This is a genomic window from Bacillus sp. Brlt_9 (genome assembly GCF_051948935.1).
Classification (GTDB): domain Bacteria; phylum Bacillota; class Bacilli; order Bacillales; family Bacillaceae_G; genus Bacillus_A.
The window spans coordinates 23,958-42,121 of record NZ_JAYJLO010000020.1 but is presented as its reverse complement, the minus strand read 5'-3'; the positions used below and the strand labels follow the sequence as shown (position 1 = coordinate 42,121).

Below are 18,164 nucleotides of genomic sequence, written 5' to 3'. Positions count from 1 at the left end.
TCCTTGTTCGTTGTAGATTGTAAATTCTGCGTTCGGTAATTTTGTATTCCCATCCGCTACATCTACTTTCGTTATTTCTAACTCACCTTCTACCTTCTTATCTTGAACGATATGTTTAATAATTTCTCCATTCTCTTTTATTTCAAATGCGAACGTCTCTTCATTTATTACATATCCATTCGGTGCTATTGTTTCTTTATACGTGTATTTTCCGTATGGTAGTTTAAATTTCGCTACACCTTTTTCATCCGTTTTCCCTTTTACTACTTCTTTTCCTTGTTCGTTGTAGATTGTAAATTCTGCGTTCGGCAGTTTCGTATTTCCATCCGCTACATCTACTTTCGTTATTTCTAATTCACCTTTTATATTTTCATTTTTCCACTCTAATAGAGCAGTTTCACCAGTTTTCACTTCAATTTTTTTAACACTTCCATCTAACACATATCCAGCTGGCGCTTGAATTTCTTTGACGCCATATATACCGATTGGAAGATTACCTAACTCCGCAATCCCCTTATCATTAGTCGTAACATTTTGTTTAAAGTTTTCATTAGAAACTTCAAACACCGCCCCTTTTAATAATTCCTTTTTTTCTCCTAATTTCATAATCTTTAAAGAGCCTACTGATTCCCAATTTACAACTAAATCTGTACTGATTTTCTCACTATTTCTTTGTAACAATACCGTTGTATTTTGAACTTTTTCTGATCCTTTAAAAGCTATTGCTTGTAAATTTGTTAAAGTAGACTTCACTTTCATTTTAAAATTACCACTACTCGTATCTTTCGGGATTAAGATTTTGAATTTTTCGCCAATTAATAACGTACTTTTCTCTTCTCCATTTTCATTTACAATTCGAAGTCCTTTAGGAGCATTTTCAGGAAGAATTGTATAAGAGCCAGAAACCGCATTTGTTTGCACTACATAAAATCCTGTTTCTAAATAATCACCTTTTTGTGTAGCAGTTTGTGAATCTACAGGATTAACTTTAAAGAATACATCTTGTGATCCAGTTTCTTTTTTTGAATCCTCTACTAAACGCTCCATAAGATTATGTACTCGTTCATTTTTTGCCACTAAATCTTCTACCGTTAATTCATTTGCTGCAATCCATACTGCTAATTGTGTAGCATAATGCGCTTCTTCCGTTGTCGCTACACCTAATTCAGATGGACTTTTTTGAGGGTATCCATTTAATAAAACACGATATACGGCATCAGATGTTTTCCCCATTTCAGGCAAATCATCTCCATTTGGAGAACGCAAATCAGGTGTTAAACAATACGCAATACTACCCGAAGCCGTTTTAATTATTTCTGTCTTTATTTCACGATGTTTCGAATTACTATAACTCCAATCCATTTTATATGTTTCTCTGTTCATTACTTCTGCCTTTACTTGTGGCATTGCAATTCCTAATAAAATAATAAGAGCACTTAAAAAACTAAACCATTTCCCTACCATCTTTCGTTTCATTCTCTCCACCACCATATATAAATTTCTACATGAAGCAATCTTACTGTTTCATTGTACTTATAGTGAAAAAAAGAGAATAGGTGGTTTTTTTGTAGTATCTTGTCGAATTATTGAGAAAGTTTCAAAGTAATAAGCAACATTACAATTGTTTGTTCTCCTGCTACTATTGACAAATGAATGTTACATATTTAAAATTTTTAAAAATAATAAAAAGGCACTTTATAAGTGCCTTTTTTACTTACCAGAAACAAATTTCAAACGAATACATGTTACTTATCTTTTTCTTTTATCTCCATCAACAGCTCAATAATTTTCTCATTTTGCTCCACTTGTTTCTCGGAATTTTGATAGATGACACGAATCCATCCTAATACAAAAACAACTGCAACTATCGGCAATAGTGCAAGTATTATACCGAATATCGAGAAATTAAACATCATTTACCCATCACCTCGCTACATACAAATTCTCCACCTTTCTACTAAAACCTGCAAAATTTTACAAACAAAAAAGAACCTATCAAACGATAGATTCTTCCTTTGCTAACTGAGCAGAACGTCCTCTCGTAATCGAGAAAATCGCACAAAGCAGTGCTAATATAATAAAGCCGCCACCTACCCAAGCATTATATATAACAGATGATTTCTCAATAACAACTCCGCCTATTGTTGAACCGAGCGCAATTCCTAAGTGAAGTGCAGAGTTATTTAAACTTTGCTGAATACCAGCTGATTCTGGTGCAATTTCAATTAAATAATTTTGTTGTGCTGGCGAAATAGCCCAGCTCAGCATACTCCAAAGTCCCATCATAATAATGAACAGTGGGAATGAGAATGTCATCATTGGCAACATAAAAATTGCACATGCAAATACAATAATGATGGAAATAATACTTTTCTTCGATCCCCATTTATCAGCAAGCAAGCCCCCAAGGCCTCCTCCAAGTACCGCTGCAATTCCGAAAATGAAGTAAAATACACTAATCCAATTCGCTTCTACGTGCATCACATCTTTTAAAAATGGTGTTAAATATGCATATAATGTTAAATGACCCGTTAAAAATAAGAATGATGTTAACTGTGCACTGACAATTTTTTTATCTTTTAACGTAGCAATTTGCTCTCTTATCGATAACACTGATGTCGGTGGTACTTTCGTTAAGAATAATGAAATACATGCGATTGCCATCACTGTTAAGATCGAAATAAGTACAAATGGTGCACGCCATCCATATGCATTTCCGAGTACAAGGCCGAGTGGTACTCCAAGTACAAGTGAGCCACTAATCCCCATAAAAATGATTCCAATTGCACGCGCACGAAAATGCGGTTCTACAACGCTAGAAGCAAGTGTTACTGAAAGTGCAATAATAAGCGAACCACTCGCCGCACAAACAACCCTTGAGAACATTAACATCCCGTAATTCACACTAAATGCCGAAATAATATTTCCGATTAAGAAAATTGATAATGCCCCAATATACAATTTCTTTCTTTCAAACTTCCCTGTTAACGCTAATAAAACCGGACCTGATAAAGCAAATACTACTGAAAATATTGTTATAAGCTGACCAGCTGCACTAATAGATACTCCTAAATCATTGGCAACTAAATCGAGCGTTCCTCCTATAATTAGCTCAACCGTTCCGACTACAAAAGCCGCGATAGCTAAAATATACACACGAAAATTCAAGTCTTTCCCCACGCTTTCTATTTTGGTTACTACGACTATAGTAACCAAAATAGAAGTTGAACACAAGTACAATTTTTTTACAGTAAAAAAGGTAGGCGTATTATACGCCTACCCTTCAATCATGACACTTCAGTTTTATTCTTCTTATTTAAATACCAATATACCGGCAGTCCAGTAAAGACAATTCCAATTGATAAGAAACAACTTACCGGATCATTGATAATTGCACTACCAATTACAAAGAGCGAACCTAAAATCGCAACGATTGGTACGATTGGGAATAACGGTACACTGTATGCACGCTCTTTATTCTTATTACGTTTTCTTAAAATGAAGACACCAATAAACGTCATTACGTAGAAAATATAAATAATGAATACGGAAATCTCAGATAGCTTATTCGGATCACTAATAATCATTAAAATAATTCCTAAAATGATTTCAACAGTAATCGCATTTGCTGGTGTTTTAAATCTTGGACTTTCCTTTGCAATAAACTTAGCAAATGGAAGTTGTCCACGCTCTGCCATCGACATCGGGATACGTGGGAACGTTAAAATCTTTCCATTTAAACAACCGAAAATAGAAACGATAATACCGATACTAATAATTTTCCCGCCATATTCTCCAAGTAACATGCCCGCAGCTGTCGCTGTGGCATTTTCTCCAAGTTCTACAATTTGCGTTGCTGGTAATACATTTAATAACGCTAAGTTAATTAGTACGTAAGCAGCTGTTACAATTAAAATCCCAACTGTCATGGCTTTCGGTAATAACTTTGTTGGATTCTTCATTTCTCCGCCAATCGAAGCAAGTAGAATCCAGCCGTCATAAGCAAATAACGTTGCTAAAATTGCCATCCCGATACTTTGATTTTCTGATATCGGCACAACTACGTTAAAGATATCGCTATTTCCTTTCCAAAAACCTAGCATGACGATTAATACGATCGGAATCATTTTCCCGATTGTCGTAACTGTTTGGACGATACCTCCGTATTTTGTTCCCATACTATTTACAACGCCAAGGAACACAACTGTTCCAATTGCAATTGGTAAATTCCATACTTTATCTAAATAGAAGAAGTTAATCATTAAAGAACTAAAGTACAATCCTAATGTTCCAATAATAGCTGGTCCATAAACAATCGTTTGCATCCAGCCTGATAAATATCCCCAAAAACTTCCGTAAATCTCCTCTAAATACGTATACAACCCACCATTTTTCGGGATTTGCGCTCCAATTTCAGCTACTGTTAAACCACTTGCTAGCGTCAACAGACCACCAATTACCCAAGCAAGAATGGCCATATTAGAACTCCCTGAGTAATCTAATACGCTCCCTGGTTTCATAAACACACCAGATCCAATAATCGTTCCTACTACGATAGAAAGTGCTACCGTTAAACCAATTTTGTTCTTCTCATCATGATGATGCATGCTGCGTATCCTGGTTTAAAATTCTTATAAAAATCTATAAATTGTTGGCGAACCAAGTCAAATGCCAACTACCGAAAAGGAATCTCACCTTTTTCCTGTCCGTAAGGGTTGTGACCTTTTCATCCACCTATTGTGAAAGAATGACGGCAGGTTCCTGTTAGGAACGATCTGTCCTTGCATACTACCATTCATCCAAGTCAGTAGTATGCAAGAGGTTATAAGAAATAAACCAGTACCCCCCTTCTCATTTAAATTTTAAATACGAATTGTTGATTGCTCATATAAACAGTTTTATGAAGAATGCTCCACAATTTCCAATTGTGATATTCTTTCCACGTTTGAATTGTTTGTAACCATTTTTTATATACTTTTTGCGTATTCTTTTTACTTTCTTCCATGGAAGCAACAAGAATACGCAGTTTTGTTGTAATTTGGTTTTTTAATAATAATATAATCTCTTGTGGTACTTGTTCTTGCAATTCTAATCCACGTCTTGCGATCGCAAATGCGGCTGCTTCATGAACGCTAATACCGAAATTTTTACTGTATTTTAATTTTCCAATCACACTTGTATAAGCGGGGTTTACTGTTTTAACAGAAAATCCGTTACGAAGAGACATACGAATTAAACTGTTCAACATCTTTTTATACGTAAATTGATGGAAATTACGATTACTGTATTTATCAGTATCATGAGATTGTTGAAACTTTAAATCTTCTAAAACAATTCCACCTACATTGTTTTCCAATAACCATGTTTTAATTTGTTGTACGATTTGTCCAATTATCGTTGCGCGTTTGTTTGTTGAAAACGTATTCAGATTGTGTAGATAAAAAATTTTTGAACCTTTAAAATTACCTTGTTTTGTACATAAACTAACTGCAATGCGGTCCGGATTTACATCAATTCCTGCAATTACATCTGATTGTGGTGTTTCCTTGAAATCTAGTACACGACCTATTTCTGTTTCATCAAACGTAATATTTACATAAAATTCATTTTGTTTACGAATGATTTCTACACTATATTTTTGATGCTCTATAATCGGTTTTCCTTTTGGATTTACACCGATTTGCTTTCCCATAACGACATTTGTGATTTGATGATAAAAATGATATGGAATGATAATCGGAACTTTGATTCGGGGGCTTTTTGTTTTTCCATTTGTTCGTCCTAATGGATTTGCAATTTCTAACCATCCTTGCCCGCAATCATCAACTGTAATGCGCATGTTCAAATTCCCTTTTTTACTTTTATCTCCGCGAGAATATAATTGTCGTGTCCTCAAATCTTTCCATTCTTGATTGGATATCTTATTTTTCATTCTTTCATAGAAATTTTTCCGCCCACCAAAAATAATAGGAGGTAATGTTTTATTTTTAATATGTTTTGCATACGTTTCAATTCTTTGTTCTAATTTTTGTTTTCGTTTTCTTAAACCAATTAAACAAGTTTCTAATGAAACTTGTTTAGGTCTTTTTTTGCCGCGTTCATAATCATCTATTTTTTGTAACGTCTTTTCTAACTTTTTTTGATTGTTTTCTAGGTAAACAGGAAGAAGTTCTTTTTGAGAGAAAAGGATCGTTTGCGCTTGTAAAATCGCATCTTCACAAAAACGTTTACTTAACAAATATTTAGGTTGTAGTTTTTTTATCAATTCTTTCTCGTTTTCGCCCTCAATCAAACGATTAAAACTATATCGTTTTGCACTTTCGAACGTACGGATCAAAGTAATTAAATCTTCCGTTTGTTCTTTTGTAATAGAATTGATTTTACAAGTACGTGTTGTTTTCATCCTTTTCCCCCCTTTTCATCACCTGAAAATATTATAGGTTGAATTCTGTAAAATATAAAACCTGTAATTGTAAATTTTTATAGTTTTTTATAGATTCTTATTTACTGTTATTACCTCCTTCCAATTCTAGTGTGATGCAAAAATGAAATAAAAAAACACTCCTCCCTAAAAAAGGGACGAGTGTTGTATTCGTGGTTCCACCCTTGTTTCAATTCGCAAAGTGACACACTTCACCAATTTCTCAAGTCTAAATAACGGTTTTTACCGGCAAGCAATTATTAGATGTTCGTTCACTGCTGCAGTTCAGAGGTGGTAATCCATTTTTCCGTATTAGGAAGCTCACAGCCAAAGGCCTCCCTCTCTGAGAATCGTAAAAAATTGATCGTGTCCTCATCATCACTTCTTGATGTCGAATTTTATAGTTATTGTTCATTATATTGAATTGTTAGAAAAAATCAATATATTTTTTTATATAACATACGAAATATTTCTCTTCTTATATTATAACAGAAGTTACGTCACTTCTCTAATTACCTAAAAATGGTATAATCCATACAGGAGGTGCATCAATAATGATTGCTGTTTTTTGTATCATCGCTACATTTCTTTCTGTTCTATTCGCTATCATGTTCAGGCACAAGTATCCTGGTTATAGCATTTTAGCGGTAGCTATTATACCGGCTGTTTCCTTCTATGTATTAGGTAAATATCAATATACAGAAGTATTTATCGGTTTTGCAATCTTCTACTGCGTCTTTGGATACATACTAACTATGAAAAAAATTTTATTAAATCATTAAAAGGGACCGATTTCTACTTATAGAAATCGGTCCTCGCACGTACCTTCCGGTTGCCCACACGAAAGATACATAATTCGATTATTTATCTTCTTTTTTCATAAAAAACTTGTGATGCGGAATATCGACATTCAATGCCTCTAATTGTTTCTTTTCATTGTCTAAAATCGCTTTTACTTTTGTTTTTGTTGCCTCATCTAATCCCGCAAAGATGTCTTCATGCTTCTCTTTCTCTGGAAGTTTCACACCTAGTTTTGTTAATTCTTCTTTTGCTTGCTCATGCGTTAATTCGCCAGACTTTTCTTGTTTAAAGATTGACTTCGCTTTTTCTTTCGCCTGTTCATCTAAGTTAGCAAGTATATCTTTACGCTTACCTTTCTCTGGCATTTTCACGCCTAACTTTGTTAATTCCTCTTGCGCTTGTTCTCGTGTTAATTTACCGGATTTCTCTTGCTCTAAAATTGATTTCGCTTTTTCCTTCGCCTGTTCATCTAAGTTAGCAAACATGTCTCCACGCTTACCCTTTTCCGGCAACTTCACTCCTAGTTTTGTTAATTCTTCTTTTGCTTGTTCTCGTGTTAATTTACCGGATTTCTCTTGCTCTAAAATTGATTTCGCTTTTTCTTTCGTTTGATCATCTAATCCCGCAAACATATCTTTACGTTTTTCTTTTTCTGGAAGCTTAACACCTAGTTCCTCTAACTGCTTCTTTGTATCATCCATAATTGTTTTTACTTTTTGTTTTGTAGCGTCATCTAAATCTTTTTTCGCCGTTTTTGTAGACTGCTCAGCTGCTGGAGTATTCGTTGCTGCGAATGCCGGAATACCGACTCCTCCAATGATTCCGAATGATAAAGCACCTGCAATCGCTAAATACCCAACTGTTTTCTTCTTCATAGGAAATTTCCTCCTTCATATTTCTAATGCATGTACACTTTCGTATACAATGCCTATCGTAATGTTGGTTTCTTAACATTTCCTTAACGACTTAACAAAAAAACACCGCTCATCTCGAGCGGTGTTTTTCTAAGCCTTTTGTAATTGTAACTCTTCACGTTCCATTATTTTTCTTAATACGATTGTTTGCATCATTGTAAATAAGTTACCTGTTATCCAGTACAACACTAGTCCTGATGGCGCCGCAAATCCCATAAATAGAATCATTGCCGGCATCATAATTTGCTGCATCTTTAGCATTTGTACTTGTTCTCCAGGCGTACTATTCGATTGGAAAACTTTCATCTGAATAAATGTCGTTAACGCTGCAATAATCGGTAATATATGATAAGGATCTGCATGTCCTAAGTTCACCCATAAAAACGAAGATGTGCGAATCTCTTCTGTTCGGCTAATCGCATAATACAAAGCAGAGAAAATCGGCATTTGTATTAATAGTGGCCAGCAACCAGCAAGTGGATTCCAACCGCCTGATTTCATTAGTTCTGACATTTCTTTTTGATACTGCTTTTGTTTTTCTAGATCTTTACTTACATCACCGTGTTTTTTCTTTAGCTTCTGTAATTCAGGTTGCATTTTTTTCATTTTCGCTTGGCTACGATATTGCGAAACAGCTAATGGAATCATCGCTGAGCGAATAACGAGCGTTATAATAATGATAGCAATCCCGAAGCTAGCTCCCGGTATATGATGAGCAACAAATTGAATCATAAACGAGATTGGATATACAAAATAATGATCCCAAATTCCCGTACTATGTGCATCAATTGGGGCTGCATTACTGCAACCAGATAAAACAAAAACAAGTAATAATGATAAACTAACGAGCACAGCTCGGTATGATTTTAACATGTTCATTCCTCCAATGTTTCGTAATTATTTAGCGAAACATTGGTGTATACGGACCGACCTCATCATTCTCTTCACTTGATTCTTGTCTGCGTACAGAACGAATCATTCCATATTTATAAAAAATTGAAAATAGCGGTACATTCCTCGCACTATCTTCACACGTATCAACTAACGCAAAAGCCCTTTGTCTACCGCTTGATGCTTGCTGACGCACAAAGCGAGAAATGTTAGCAAGGAAGAAAACTTCTAATAAACAAAGCGCTGTCGTTACAAACGATATATATAGAATTGCATCCTGCAATAAAAATTCCATCGCTTCACATCCTTAATAAGGTCATTTTAGCACATTCGGCAAACATTCTCTATTTCCTTTTATCGTCAAAAAAAGTATTTTGCATATTTTCTCAAGAAAACAATAATTAAGAAACATTGTATTCGCTTTCTTTAGTATATTCACACACATCAATGAATAGGCTTGATTTATTAGAAATTTATAAAATTTTTGCATTATAATAAAACTATTGCCAGTTTTTGAAAAAACCTTTATTCTCTTCTTGTAATCAAAAATGAATATGGAGATGAAACATACTATGGGTCAACTAGGAGACGCCGATTACGTTCCCGACACCGCCTTTTTATCCTTCCCAGCAGCTAAAACATTTCACTTAGAATTTATCATACAGTTGGTTGTTATTTTCGTAGCCTCTATTTTGTATGCAATTTCTATGAATATGTTCTTTATCCCGCATAACATGATTAGCGGTGGATTCGCTGGTGTAGGGATGATTATCGGTTATTTAATGCACTACAATATCGGTGCACTTATCTTTTTACTAAACATTCCTCTTCTTATTTTAAGTCACTTTTACTTAGGCAAGAAGACAACCTTTTTAACAGCGTACTTTGTAGCTGTATCATCGTTAGCGATGAACATTATCCCTGTCCACCAAGTTTCAGACGATATTTTACTATCTTCTGTATTCGGTGGTGTAATCTGCGGAGCAGCTTCCGGAATCATATTCCGATTTGCTTCTTCAACAGGTGGTTTTGATGTTGTTGGATTAATTGTAGCAAAACATCGAGATATTTCGATTGGAGCAATCATCTTTGGATTCAACTTGATCTTACTTGTTGCAGCAGGATTTATTTTCGGATGGGATATTACGCTTTATACGTTAATTAGCCGGTTTGTAGTCAGCAAAGTTATCGATGCTGTGCATACGAAACATATTAAATTAACGATAATGACCGTTACAGAAAAAGGCGAGGAAATAAAAAGCGCACTATTACATCACGGCATACGCGGGGTGACAATGGTAGATGCTGTCGGCGGCTATACAAACCATAAGAAAAAAATGATTTACACTGTCGTGACTCGCTATGAGTTAGGCGAAATGAAACGTATTATCCGTCAAGTGGATAACAAAGCATTCATGAACATTACTGAAACAGTTGAAATTGTCGGCCGTTTCAAACGCATATAAAGTGAAACTTTAATCAGTGGGGGTTTTCTTCATCCCCACTGATTATTAGTTGAACCAATCGGACTTTTACGGGCAGTAAGACCCCCACCTAACTTCTTTGCTTTCGCTGAATTTTGAGGTGGGGGTCTTACTGCCCATTAAAGCGGGATAAAAAAGGTTAATACATTAAAGGCATAACATATTATATGTTATGCCTTTTGTTATTCAACTAACGCACCCTTTAGCATAATAAAATCACGAAGTTTATTACTACAAATCGGAGGATAGCATTCCATATACAAAACTATCTGTCCATTCATTTTTATTCCAATAATCTTGTATGAAATGAGCTTCCTTTCTCATACCTATTCGTTCACACAATTTTTGTGAAGCTGTATTACGTGCATCAAGATTAGCTTGTATACGATGTACATTACATTCATTAAACAATTTAAATACCAAACTACTTACTGCTTCTGTTGCCAAACCTCTCCCAGCTACTTCATTTGAAAAACTATAACCAATCTCAACAGTCTCTTTCATATTTGTGTACCATACGGATAAATCACCAACTACTTTAGTCTTGTATATAACTGCCAAACTTAATATTGATTCTTTAGTAAGTACATTGTTTTCTAGCTTCTTATTAAATCTCTCCTGCATGTCTTCATGAGTCCACTTATTATGTAATAGAAACTTACATGTATCATCATTACTATAAATAGCAAATACATCCTGTAAATCAGTCCTCTTAAAAGGTCTAATTATTAATCTTTCTGTTGTGATCTCCAAGTTAGCTCTCCTCCCTTACATTCATGCTACAAAACATTTTTTATAGTATTTAAGCCTCCTTCTTAGATCTCACCTTAATTACATATTTCATCATAATAAATTAAAATCCTCCTTCCACCAAACTGCATTGTTAATGGTATTTCCTTGCGATTTTTATTTTTTACACTTATTACAAAATCAGATAATTCTATCATTGTGACTCTAAATGTGTTATAATGAAACCAGACTCACAAAAAAAGAGTATATAGACTTGGAAGTTTCTCTTATTTTACAAGCAAAAAGAAACGAGCAGTCGGGTATATTTCAGACACCATACACGTAACGGTTTAAAAAACCGATCATCTTAGTTATTCTTCACTGATCTTTTTATAAAAAGATACGTACAACTAAAATTCACTTCAATATACTATACCTACCTTTTTGACTTCCAAATCATCTTATTACATAGGGAGATGAACATATGAATCAACATATACGATATACAATAGCTGTCCTGTTTGCTATTATCGGCGGAACAATCTGCTTCTGGACAAACACTCAGCTTGGAGAGAATATCATTTTTAATGGAATCGAAACACTTGTAAGCGCTTCAATTTTAGGCGGATACATTTTCTTCCTCTTCAATCCAGAAGAAAATGCACAAAAAACAATGTTATTAACAATGATCGGAATCGTTGGCGGATGTATTTCCTACTCAATGACTAACTATACATTACCACTTCAATTAAGCTCAGCTTTCTTCCACGGTCTATGGACTTGGTTCATTGCATTCTGCCTAGCAGATGTATTCAACCTATTACAAGACAACGAAGAAGATAGCGGTCGCCAAATTGAAAGTAACTCGTAAGCTGGAAGATATTCTTCCAGCTTTTTTATGTTGTTTTTCATACTCCGTCACCACAATAAAAAGAAGCTACCCTCACGGCAACTTCTTTCCTACATACCTCCGCTCGGAATCCGAAACGAAACATGTGCCCCACCTCGCACCTCGCTATTTTCTATCTGTATTTTACCGCCGTGCTTCTCAACAATTGTCTTAGCAATATATAAACCGAGTCCAAAGTGCTCCTTGCTTCCTGAGCGTGACTGATCTCCTTGATAAAAACGTTGTAATACTTTTTTTAAATCTCCTTCTTGGAAACCAGGCCCTGAATCATATACATGAAACTCTATTGTGTCATGCCAAGTACACACTTTAACGAGCACCTTCCCTGACACCGAGGTAAACCGAACTGCATTCATTACGATATTATCCATTACTTGACTGATCCGCTCTTGGTCAAATATTAAGCTTTGTACATCCTTATTATTTTCAAAGGTGACGTCCCACTCAATTTCTTTTTTCCTGGCTATGCATTCATATTCCTCTAGTTTTTTTAGAAAAAATAGGTTTATATGCACTTTATTTAAACGTAATTGAAATGCAAAGCTTTCTAACTCATTTACTGTTTGGAACTCCTCAAGAAGTTTTGTCATTCTGTTTGTGTTTCGTTCAATCGTTTGTAAATAACGATGTAACAAATCTTCATTTTTCCATAAGCCACTTTGCAAACCTTCTGTATGACCTTGCACAATCGTTAATGGCGTCTTCAAATCATGAGAAATAGCTCTAATATATTCTCTTCTTTCTTCTTCTAACTCCCATTGTCGTGACAAACTAGTAGCTAATGCTGCGCGCATATTTTCAAACGAACCGACTAATTCACCAATCTCATTTTGCGCATTGTATTCTAAATGAAAGTTTAGATCCTGCTCTTGGATTCGTTTTGAAGCCTCTGATAGCTCAGCAAGTGGTTTCTTTATTCTTTTTCCCATTCGGTTTGAGACAATGTAGGATAAAATCGTAATGTATATAAAGGGTGAAACTAAAAATAAGATTACAAAAAAGGAATCGACTGCCGAAGCAGTAGATATTGCCAAATGATAATTAAACCCTATCGATCCTTGTAAATCTCCATTTTTATCTACTAAAGGTAGATATGTCGTAACTTCATTATCATCATCTTCTCCATAAATATTCGTATTAATAACACTCCAAATTGGTCTCTCATTTGTTATTAATTTCTTGTTATATGTGCCATAAGAAATATCTCCTTGCCTATTAACAATTTGATATTTAATCCCTTCTTTAGGGACAATTTTCTCTAGTTCATTCCTCTCTTTCTCATTTAACAATAATGCGCCTTTACCTTTTACGTATTCTTTTATCATAGGAATTTTCTGCTCATAATAATTTGCAGGAAATACTTTACCATTCTTAGTTAACCAATACCAACCAATACCAGCTGTTAACACCGTCAGTATTAAACTACTAATTAAAACTATTAAGAAGCCAATTACTAGCTGTTGTTTAATCCGTAACCTTTGCATCAATTTTGTACACTCCACTTATACCCAATTCCCCACACCGTTTGAATATATGTATACTCTCTATCATATACACTAAGCTTTGTTCTAATTTTCTTTATATGCTCAACTATAGTAGAGACATCACTTTCACTATCATATCCCCAAATCTTTTCAAACAGCTGCTCTTTCGTCAAAACTTGGCCGGCATGGAGTGCTAACATTTTCACTACTTCATACTCCTTTTTTGTAAAGTGAATTTTTTCTTTTCCAGCCATTATTTCATAGTTTTGTAAGTCTATTAATATACTTCCATAGCGTAGAAATTCCTTTTGATCCATCATGCTTAAATTTGTCGTACGACGCAAATTAGCAATAATTCTCGCTTTCAACTCTTTTAAACTAAACGGCTTACTAATATAATCGTCTCCACCAATCAATAAACCTTCTATACGAGAGCGTTCACTACCATCGGCACTTAAAAATAAGATGGGACATGCATAAGACTCTCTCATCTTCTCGCACACTTTAAATCCATTCATATCTGGCAACATAACATCTAAAATAATAAGGTCCACGCTACTATCTAATTTTTTCAAAGCCTCTTCACCATTTAGTGCACTTCTTACTTCATACCCCTCCATGACAAGACTATCTTCAATAAATGTAAGAATATCCGGTTCATCGTCTACAACTAATATTTTGTCCGCCACGGTAAGTCCCTCCTAATTAAATACATCTTTTTTACACCAACTAAACATCGCCGCTATTGCACATCCTCCTAGAATTGTACCATTTATTAGGTAAAACGTTACTTTCCCCTCACTTAATATTCTTAGAATTGATTCGCTTCCAATTACAAAATAACTTACTTCTTCATTCACATATAAACTTGCTACTAGTAAACCGACTATCACAAAATATGTAATAATAGAATTTTGAAACCAAAGGCTTACAAAGCTACTCAACATAATTAAAGCACTTGCGATAAACCATAATATTAAATAATATTTTACAGTATATAAAATAGAGGCACCCGTCCCATAAATGACTTGTTTATCCAAAAAGAATGTCTCCTCTGCGTGCCTAATAAAAAATGTTCCGTATATATTACTCTCTATAAATGCTACTAATAAAAATAAACTTACGATACTCATTTGAGTAGCCCATTTTGCCAATAATAATTCCCCTCTACTTACCGGGCGGATCATGACAAGACGATATGCGCCAGATGAAATTTCGCTATTAAAACTATCAATAAATAAGATTGGAAAAATTAATAAGAATAGCGTAAAATACCATTCTCTTGTAACTGCAACAGGAAAGTTCAAATTACTTAAGATTGCTTCTGTCCCTTTTGTATCGTAAATAGCAACTCCAAAAGTATGAACCCATACACTGTGCAAAATAAGTAACAGTCCAAAAATAACAATTAATACTTTCGTCTTCTTTCTATCAAACATCCGTTCAAATTCGCTTATAAGTATTTGTCTCATTCTTCACACCTCACACAAAATTATCTTTTTTTCCTATCCAATAAACTGTTACAACATTACAAACAGCAATGTATACAATTAAAATTACAGATCCAAAAAGAATCAGCCGTGAACTACCAGATAAAGCTATAGCAATTCCCTCATGTTGCAATTTAATTAAAGACGAATAATTAATATAAAGAAAAGTCGGTGATTTCCCTATCACTAACGCCATCGCTGGATATCCAAAAGAAAATATAATAAATCCCATACCAAGAAGTGTTGCACTTGTTATCGATTTACTTATAACCGAAAGCATAATTAATATGCTAGCCATCGCTATTAAAGTAAGATAAGCAATCCCATAATAAGAAATACAGTATAAGAAAACGCCAAGTGCATTCGTTTTTTCCGTATGATAAAACAAAAGAATATTCGGTTCATGCTCAAAGAAAATATAACCAATACAATAACTACAAATAAAATAGGCACCTATAAATAGCAAACTTACTGCTAATATCGTAATTATTTTCGCAATAAGAATTTCGGAATACATGTATGACCTTTGGATTACCATCCGAATTTGACCACTGTGATACTCTTGAGCAAACACAAGGACAATCAAAACGAGTAAAACAAGATTACATATACTCATAAGCATTTCTGATAATGCAAGCACTGGGAATGAATTTGCATATGTATAATCAACTGCTATCCTTTCTACTTCTTGATTATGTTTCAAATAGTACTTCGCAGCCCCAAGTAACATCACAGGTATCATCAAAAAACAAAGCCATGTTACTTTCTTAGCCCAAATCCGCTCCCATTCCGAGCGTACTAACATCATCATGAGCTCATCATCTCCACGAAAATATCTTCTAATTCTTTATTTCTTCCTTGTAACTCTTCCATCGTCCCCCGCCATATTAGTGATCCTTCACGAATCATGACCCATGAATCACACATAAGTTCCAATTCACGAATTAAATGACTAGAAATGAAAAAAGTTATTCCCTTTTCACGCTGTAAATCGAGTACAATTTTACGAAGTTGCTTAATTCCAACTGGATCTAATCCATTAGACGGTTCATCCAAAATGATAAAATCTGGATCCCCAAGAAGCGCCTGCGCAATCCCTAAACGCTGCTTCATCCCTAACGAATACGTACCAACTTTATCGTCAGCACGATTTTCTAAACCGACGACTTCTAATACTTGCTGCACCTTTTTTTCAAGAACTTCTCCACCATTACGTAGCGTAATCCTACCTAAATTCCGTAAATTTTTTCGCCCTGACATATAAGGGAAGAAAATTGGCGCTTCTACAATTGCACCCACATGCTGAAGAGCTTCTTTCCGATTTTTTTGTACGCTACTGCCATTAATTAAGATTTCACCTTCATTTGGTCGAATTAATCCCATAATCGTTCGAATAAGAGTCGTCTTCCCTGAACCATTTGGCCCAACAAAACCACAAATTTCATTTTTATAAACAGAAAAAGACATGTGACTTAACAACGTTCTTCCCTTCACCCTTTTCGTCACATCTCTTACTTCTAAAACCGCTTTTTTCATCCTTACCGCCTCCTTACTACAAGAATAAAAGGTAAAAATAAACAATTTATAAACAAATAAAAAGAAGCTACCTCCACGGCAACTTCTTTTCCACATACCCCAATTGATATTCCTCGAAATATATCAACGATTTTTTTCATTATATTAACACTTCGACACTCAAAGCGCTCAACATACCCTATCCCCCAAGCAATTTACTGCCGAACTCTACGATTAAAAAGATAATTAATAGTATCGCGAGTATCTTTAATGCTACATATGCCACTTTAAAAACAACATAAATGAGCAAGACTATCAAAATAATCGATAAAATTTCCATATTTACTTCCTCCAAGCTTTGCTCTTCTTATCTCATTTTACTCGCCCCACACTTTTTATGGAACGGCATAAAACGACATAGAAAAAAGAGGATACCTCACCCATCGTAAGATACCCTCTCTTTCAGCTGCTCAAACCATTCTCTCTCTAATTGTAAATATCCCATTTCACTATTCTCAGCGCTCTTCAATTCTTTATCCGCTTTCCTCATATAAACGTTGGAAGCTTCCATATCGCCCTCTACATATTTCACAATTGCTTGTGTACGATAATACCCATATAAGTCTACTTTTGTAATGGCCTTCCCATGTTCCTTCGCTTCTTGCAGAGAAAAACTATCCATTTGATAAAGAGCTTTATATAAAAGATGCCAACTATGAAAACTACTAACGAAATATTTATTTTCTTTTGTTACAGGTAGTTGAACAATTGGTTCTATATATGGTATCGCTCTTTCCATTCCTTCTTGATCGGCTCTGGCATAAAAAACGAGCATAAGTCCGCTCATTATATCTCTTATACTTTTATTTTCTTTTATTTTATCTTCGCTAAATTCTACTAATCTCTCATTCCAATCTTTCGGCCGCTTATAACTAAATAACTCACTCGATACTTGAATGTTATATAAATGCTGCTTCGCCTTTTCATCATCTTTAATCAAAATAAGAAATTGCATACCATCACTCATAAGCGTACCTTTTATCGGCACAATTGTAACCACAAAAATGATAAAATTAAAAACGGAAAAATATAAAATATATTGATAATAACTCACCATGTATATGTAACCGAAAGTAATACCAAATAGTAAACTTGTAATCGGTCCACCTAAAGTCATCCACGCCCATTTTTTTGAAAGGTTCGGTGTCTCTATAGAAGGAGGCACTAACATCGCCACGCCTCCAAAGTACATCCACAATTTATTTTCTCGAATGCGTACTTTCCCCTTCTCTTTTTGAAAAGTAATCGGCCCTACTGTCATGAATTTAAAATTCAAACCACCTATTAAACCAAATACTACATGTCCTAGCTCATGAATAGCTAGCACTAATAAAAAGATTCCAAATAATGCCCATATATCCAACATTACTTCTAATTTCTCAGTTCGGATTACTCCGTATAAAATGGACAAAACTAACGCCACCGTCATAGAACCAGCTGGCCTTCTTAAAATATCCACCTTTTT

At 34.7% G+C, this 18,164-nt stretch carries 19 protein-coding genes and 1 other annotated feature; of the genes, 3 read left to right on the top strand and 16 right to left on the bottom strand.

Translation table 11 applies throughout. The annotated features are described in order from the left end of the window. From VF726_RS30835 to VF726_RS30815, 5 genes are all read right to left on the bottom strand, one after another. A partial coding sequence (locus VF726_RS30835; RefSeq protein ID WP_440174014.1) for a SpaA isopeptide-forming pilin-related protein occupies nt 1–1,476 on the bottom strand: 1,476 nt, incomplete at its 3' end. A 269-nt stretch (nt 1,477–1,745) separates the two neighbouring features. Continuing rightward, a complete protein-coding gene (locus VF726_RS30830; RefSeq protein ID WP_212955828.1) occupies nt 1,746–1,916 on the bottom strand; it encodes a hypothetical protein in 171 nt (56 codons plus the stop codon). 79 nt (nt 1,917–1,995) lie between these two features. Next, the gene (locus VF726_RS30825) at nt 1,996–3,180 is read right to left on the bottom strand and encodes an MFS transporter (protein ID WP_440174011.1); all 1,185 of its coding nucleotides are present in this window, start codon (nt 3,178–3,180) and stop codon (nt 1,996–1,998) included. Between the two features lie 107 nt (nt 3,181–3,287). Then, nucleotides 3,288–4,607 (bottom strand): APC family permease, encoded by a 1,320-nt coding sequence (locus VF726_RS30820; RefSeq protein WP_440174009.1) that lies wholly within the window; start codon nt 4,605–4,607, stop codon nt 3,288–3,290. 248 nt (nt 4,608–4,855) lie between these two features. Further along, complete coding sequence (locus VF726_RS30815; protein WP_440174008.1) at nt 4,856–6,403, bottom strand: IS200/IS605 family accessory protein TnpB-related protein; 1,548 nt, start codon at nt 6,401–6,403, stop codon at nt 4,856–4,858. Between the two features lie 169 nt (nt 6,404–6,572). Continuing rightward, nucleotides 6,573–6,809, bottom strand: a binding site (T-box leader). 166 nt (nt 6,810–6,975) lie between these two features. Here VF726_RS30815 and VF726_RS30810 point away from each other — a divergent pair. After that, a complete protein-coding gene (locus VF726_RS30810) occupies nt 6,976–7,203 on the top strand; it encodes a hypothetical protein (RefSeq protein ID WP_440174006.1) in 228 nt (75 codons plus the stop codon). A 78-nt stretch (nt 7,204–7,281) separates the two neighbouring features. On the opposite strand, the gene VF726_RS30805 is transcribed toward VF726_RS30810, so the two are convergent. The 3 genes from VF726_RS30805 to VF726_RS30795 form a co-directional block, all read right to left on the bottom strand. Beyond that, nucleotides 7,282–8,097, bottom strand: coding sequence for a hypothetical protein (locus VF726_RS30805; protein WP_440174005.1), 816 nt, complete (start codon nt 8,095–8,097; stop codon nt 7,282–7,284). Nucleotides 8,098–8,226: 129 nt separating this feature from the next. After that, nucleotides 8,227–9,009 (bottom strand): membrane protein insertase YidC, encoded by a 783-nt coding sequence (yidC, locus tag VF726_RS30800; protein ID WP_440174003.1) that lies wholly within the window; start codon nt 9,007–9,009, stop codon nt 8,227–8,229. Between the two features lie 28 nt (nt 9,010–9,037). Then, entirely contained in the window at nt 9,038–9,322 is a 285-nt protein-coding gene (locus VF726_RS30795) for a hypothetical protein (protein WP_144615228.1), read from the bottom strand. Between the two features lie 277 nt (nt 9,323–9,599). Here VF726_RS30795 and VF726_RS30790 point away from each other — a divergent pair, with 277 nt between their 5' ends. Continuing rightward, nucleotides 9,600–10,493, top strand: a complete 894-nt coding sequence (locus VF726_RS30790) for a YitT family protein (protein WP_000530035.1) — start codon at nt 9,600–9,602, stop codon at nt 10,491–10,493. A gap of 249 nt (nt 10,494–10,742) precedes the next feature. Here the strand turns inward: VF726_RS30790 and VF726_RS30785 are convergent, their stop codons facing one another. After that, complete coding sequence (locus VF726_RS30785) at nt 10,743–11,264, bottom strand: GNAT family N-acetyltransferase (protein WP_440174001.1); 522 nt, start codon at nt 11,262–11,264, stop codon at nt 10,743–10,745. A gap of 460 nt (nt 11,265–11,724) precedes the next feature. Here VF726_RS30785 and VF726_RS30780 point away from each other — a divergent pair, with 460 nt between their 5' ends. Continuing rightward, the gene (locus VF726_RS30780) at nt 11,725–12,111 is read left to right on the top strand and encodes a DUF3938 domain-containing protein (RefSeq protein WP_440173999.1); all 387 of its coding nucleotides are present in this window, start codon (nt 11,725–11,727) and stop codon (nt 12,109–12,111) included. A gap of 89 nt (nt 12,112–12,200) precedes the next feature. Here VF726_RS30780 and VF726_RS30775 read toward each other — a convergent pair whose 3' ends face one another. The 7 genes from VF726_RS30775 to VF726_RS30745 all read right to left on the bottom strand — a co-directional run bounded on the left by VF726_RS30775 (nt 12,201) and on the right by VF726_RS30745 (nt 18,128). After that, entirely contained in the window at nt 12,201–13,634 is a 1,434-nt protein-coding gene (locus VF726_RS30775; RefSeq protein ID WP_440174017.1) for an ATP-binding protein, read from the bottom strand. Continuing rightward, nucleotides 13,634–14,323 (bottom strand): response regulator transcription factor, encoded by a 690-nt coding sequence (locus tag VF726_RS30770; protein ID WP_440173997.1) that lies wholly within the window; start codon nt 14,321–14,323, stop codon nt 13,634–13,636. Before VF726_RS30770 ends, VF726_RS30775 begins: the two co-directional genes overlap by 1 nt. Nucleotides 14,324–14,335: 12 nt before the next feature. Next, the gene (locus VF726_RS30765) at nt 14,336–15,106 is read right to left on the bottom strand and encodes an ABC transporter permease (RefSeq protein ID WP_440173996.1); all 771 of its coding nucleotides are present in this window, start codon (nt 15,104–15,106) and stop codon (nt 14,336–14,338) included. Between the two features lie 10 nt (nt 15,107–15,116). Further along, the gene (locus VF726_RS30760; RefSeq protein ID WP_440026208.1) at nt 15,117–15,935 is read right to left on the bottom strand and encodes an ABC transporter permease subunit; all 819 of its coding nucleotides are present in this window, start codon (nt 15,933–15,935) and stop codon (nt 15,117–15,119) included. Further along, entirely contained in the window at nt 15,932–16,660 is a 729-nt protein-coding gene (locus VF726_RS30755) for an ABC transporter ATP-binding protein (protein WP_440173994.1), read from the bottom strand. The genes VF726_RS30760 and VF726_RS30755 overlap by 4 nt, the downstream gene beginning before the upstream one ends. Before the next feature lie 178 nt (nt 16,661–16,838). Then, the gene (locus VF726_RS30750) at nt 16,839–16,979 is read right to left on the bottom strand and encodes a DUF3985 family protein (protein ID WP_000404758.1); all 141 of its coding nucleotides are present in this window, start codon (nt 16,977–16,979) and stop codon (nt 16,839–16,841) included. Nucleotides 16,980–17,075: 96 nt separating this feature from the next. After that, nucleotides 17,076–18,128, bottom strand: coding sequence for a site-2 protease family protein (locus VF726_RS30745; protein WP_440174016.1), 1,053 nt, complete (start codon nt 18,126–18,128; stop codon nt 17,076–17,078). Between the last annotated feature and the right edge of the window lie 36 nt (nt 18,129–18,164).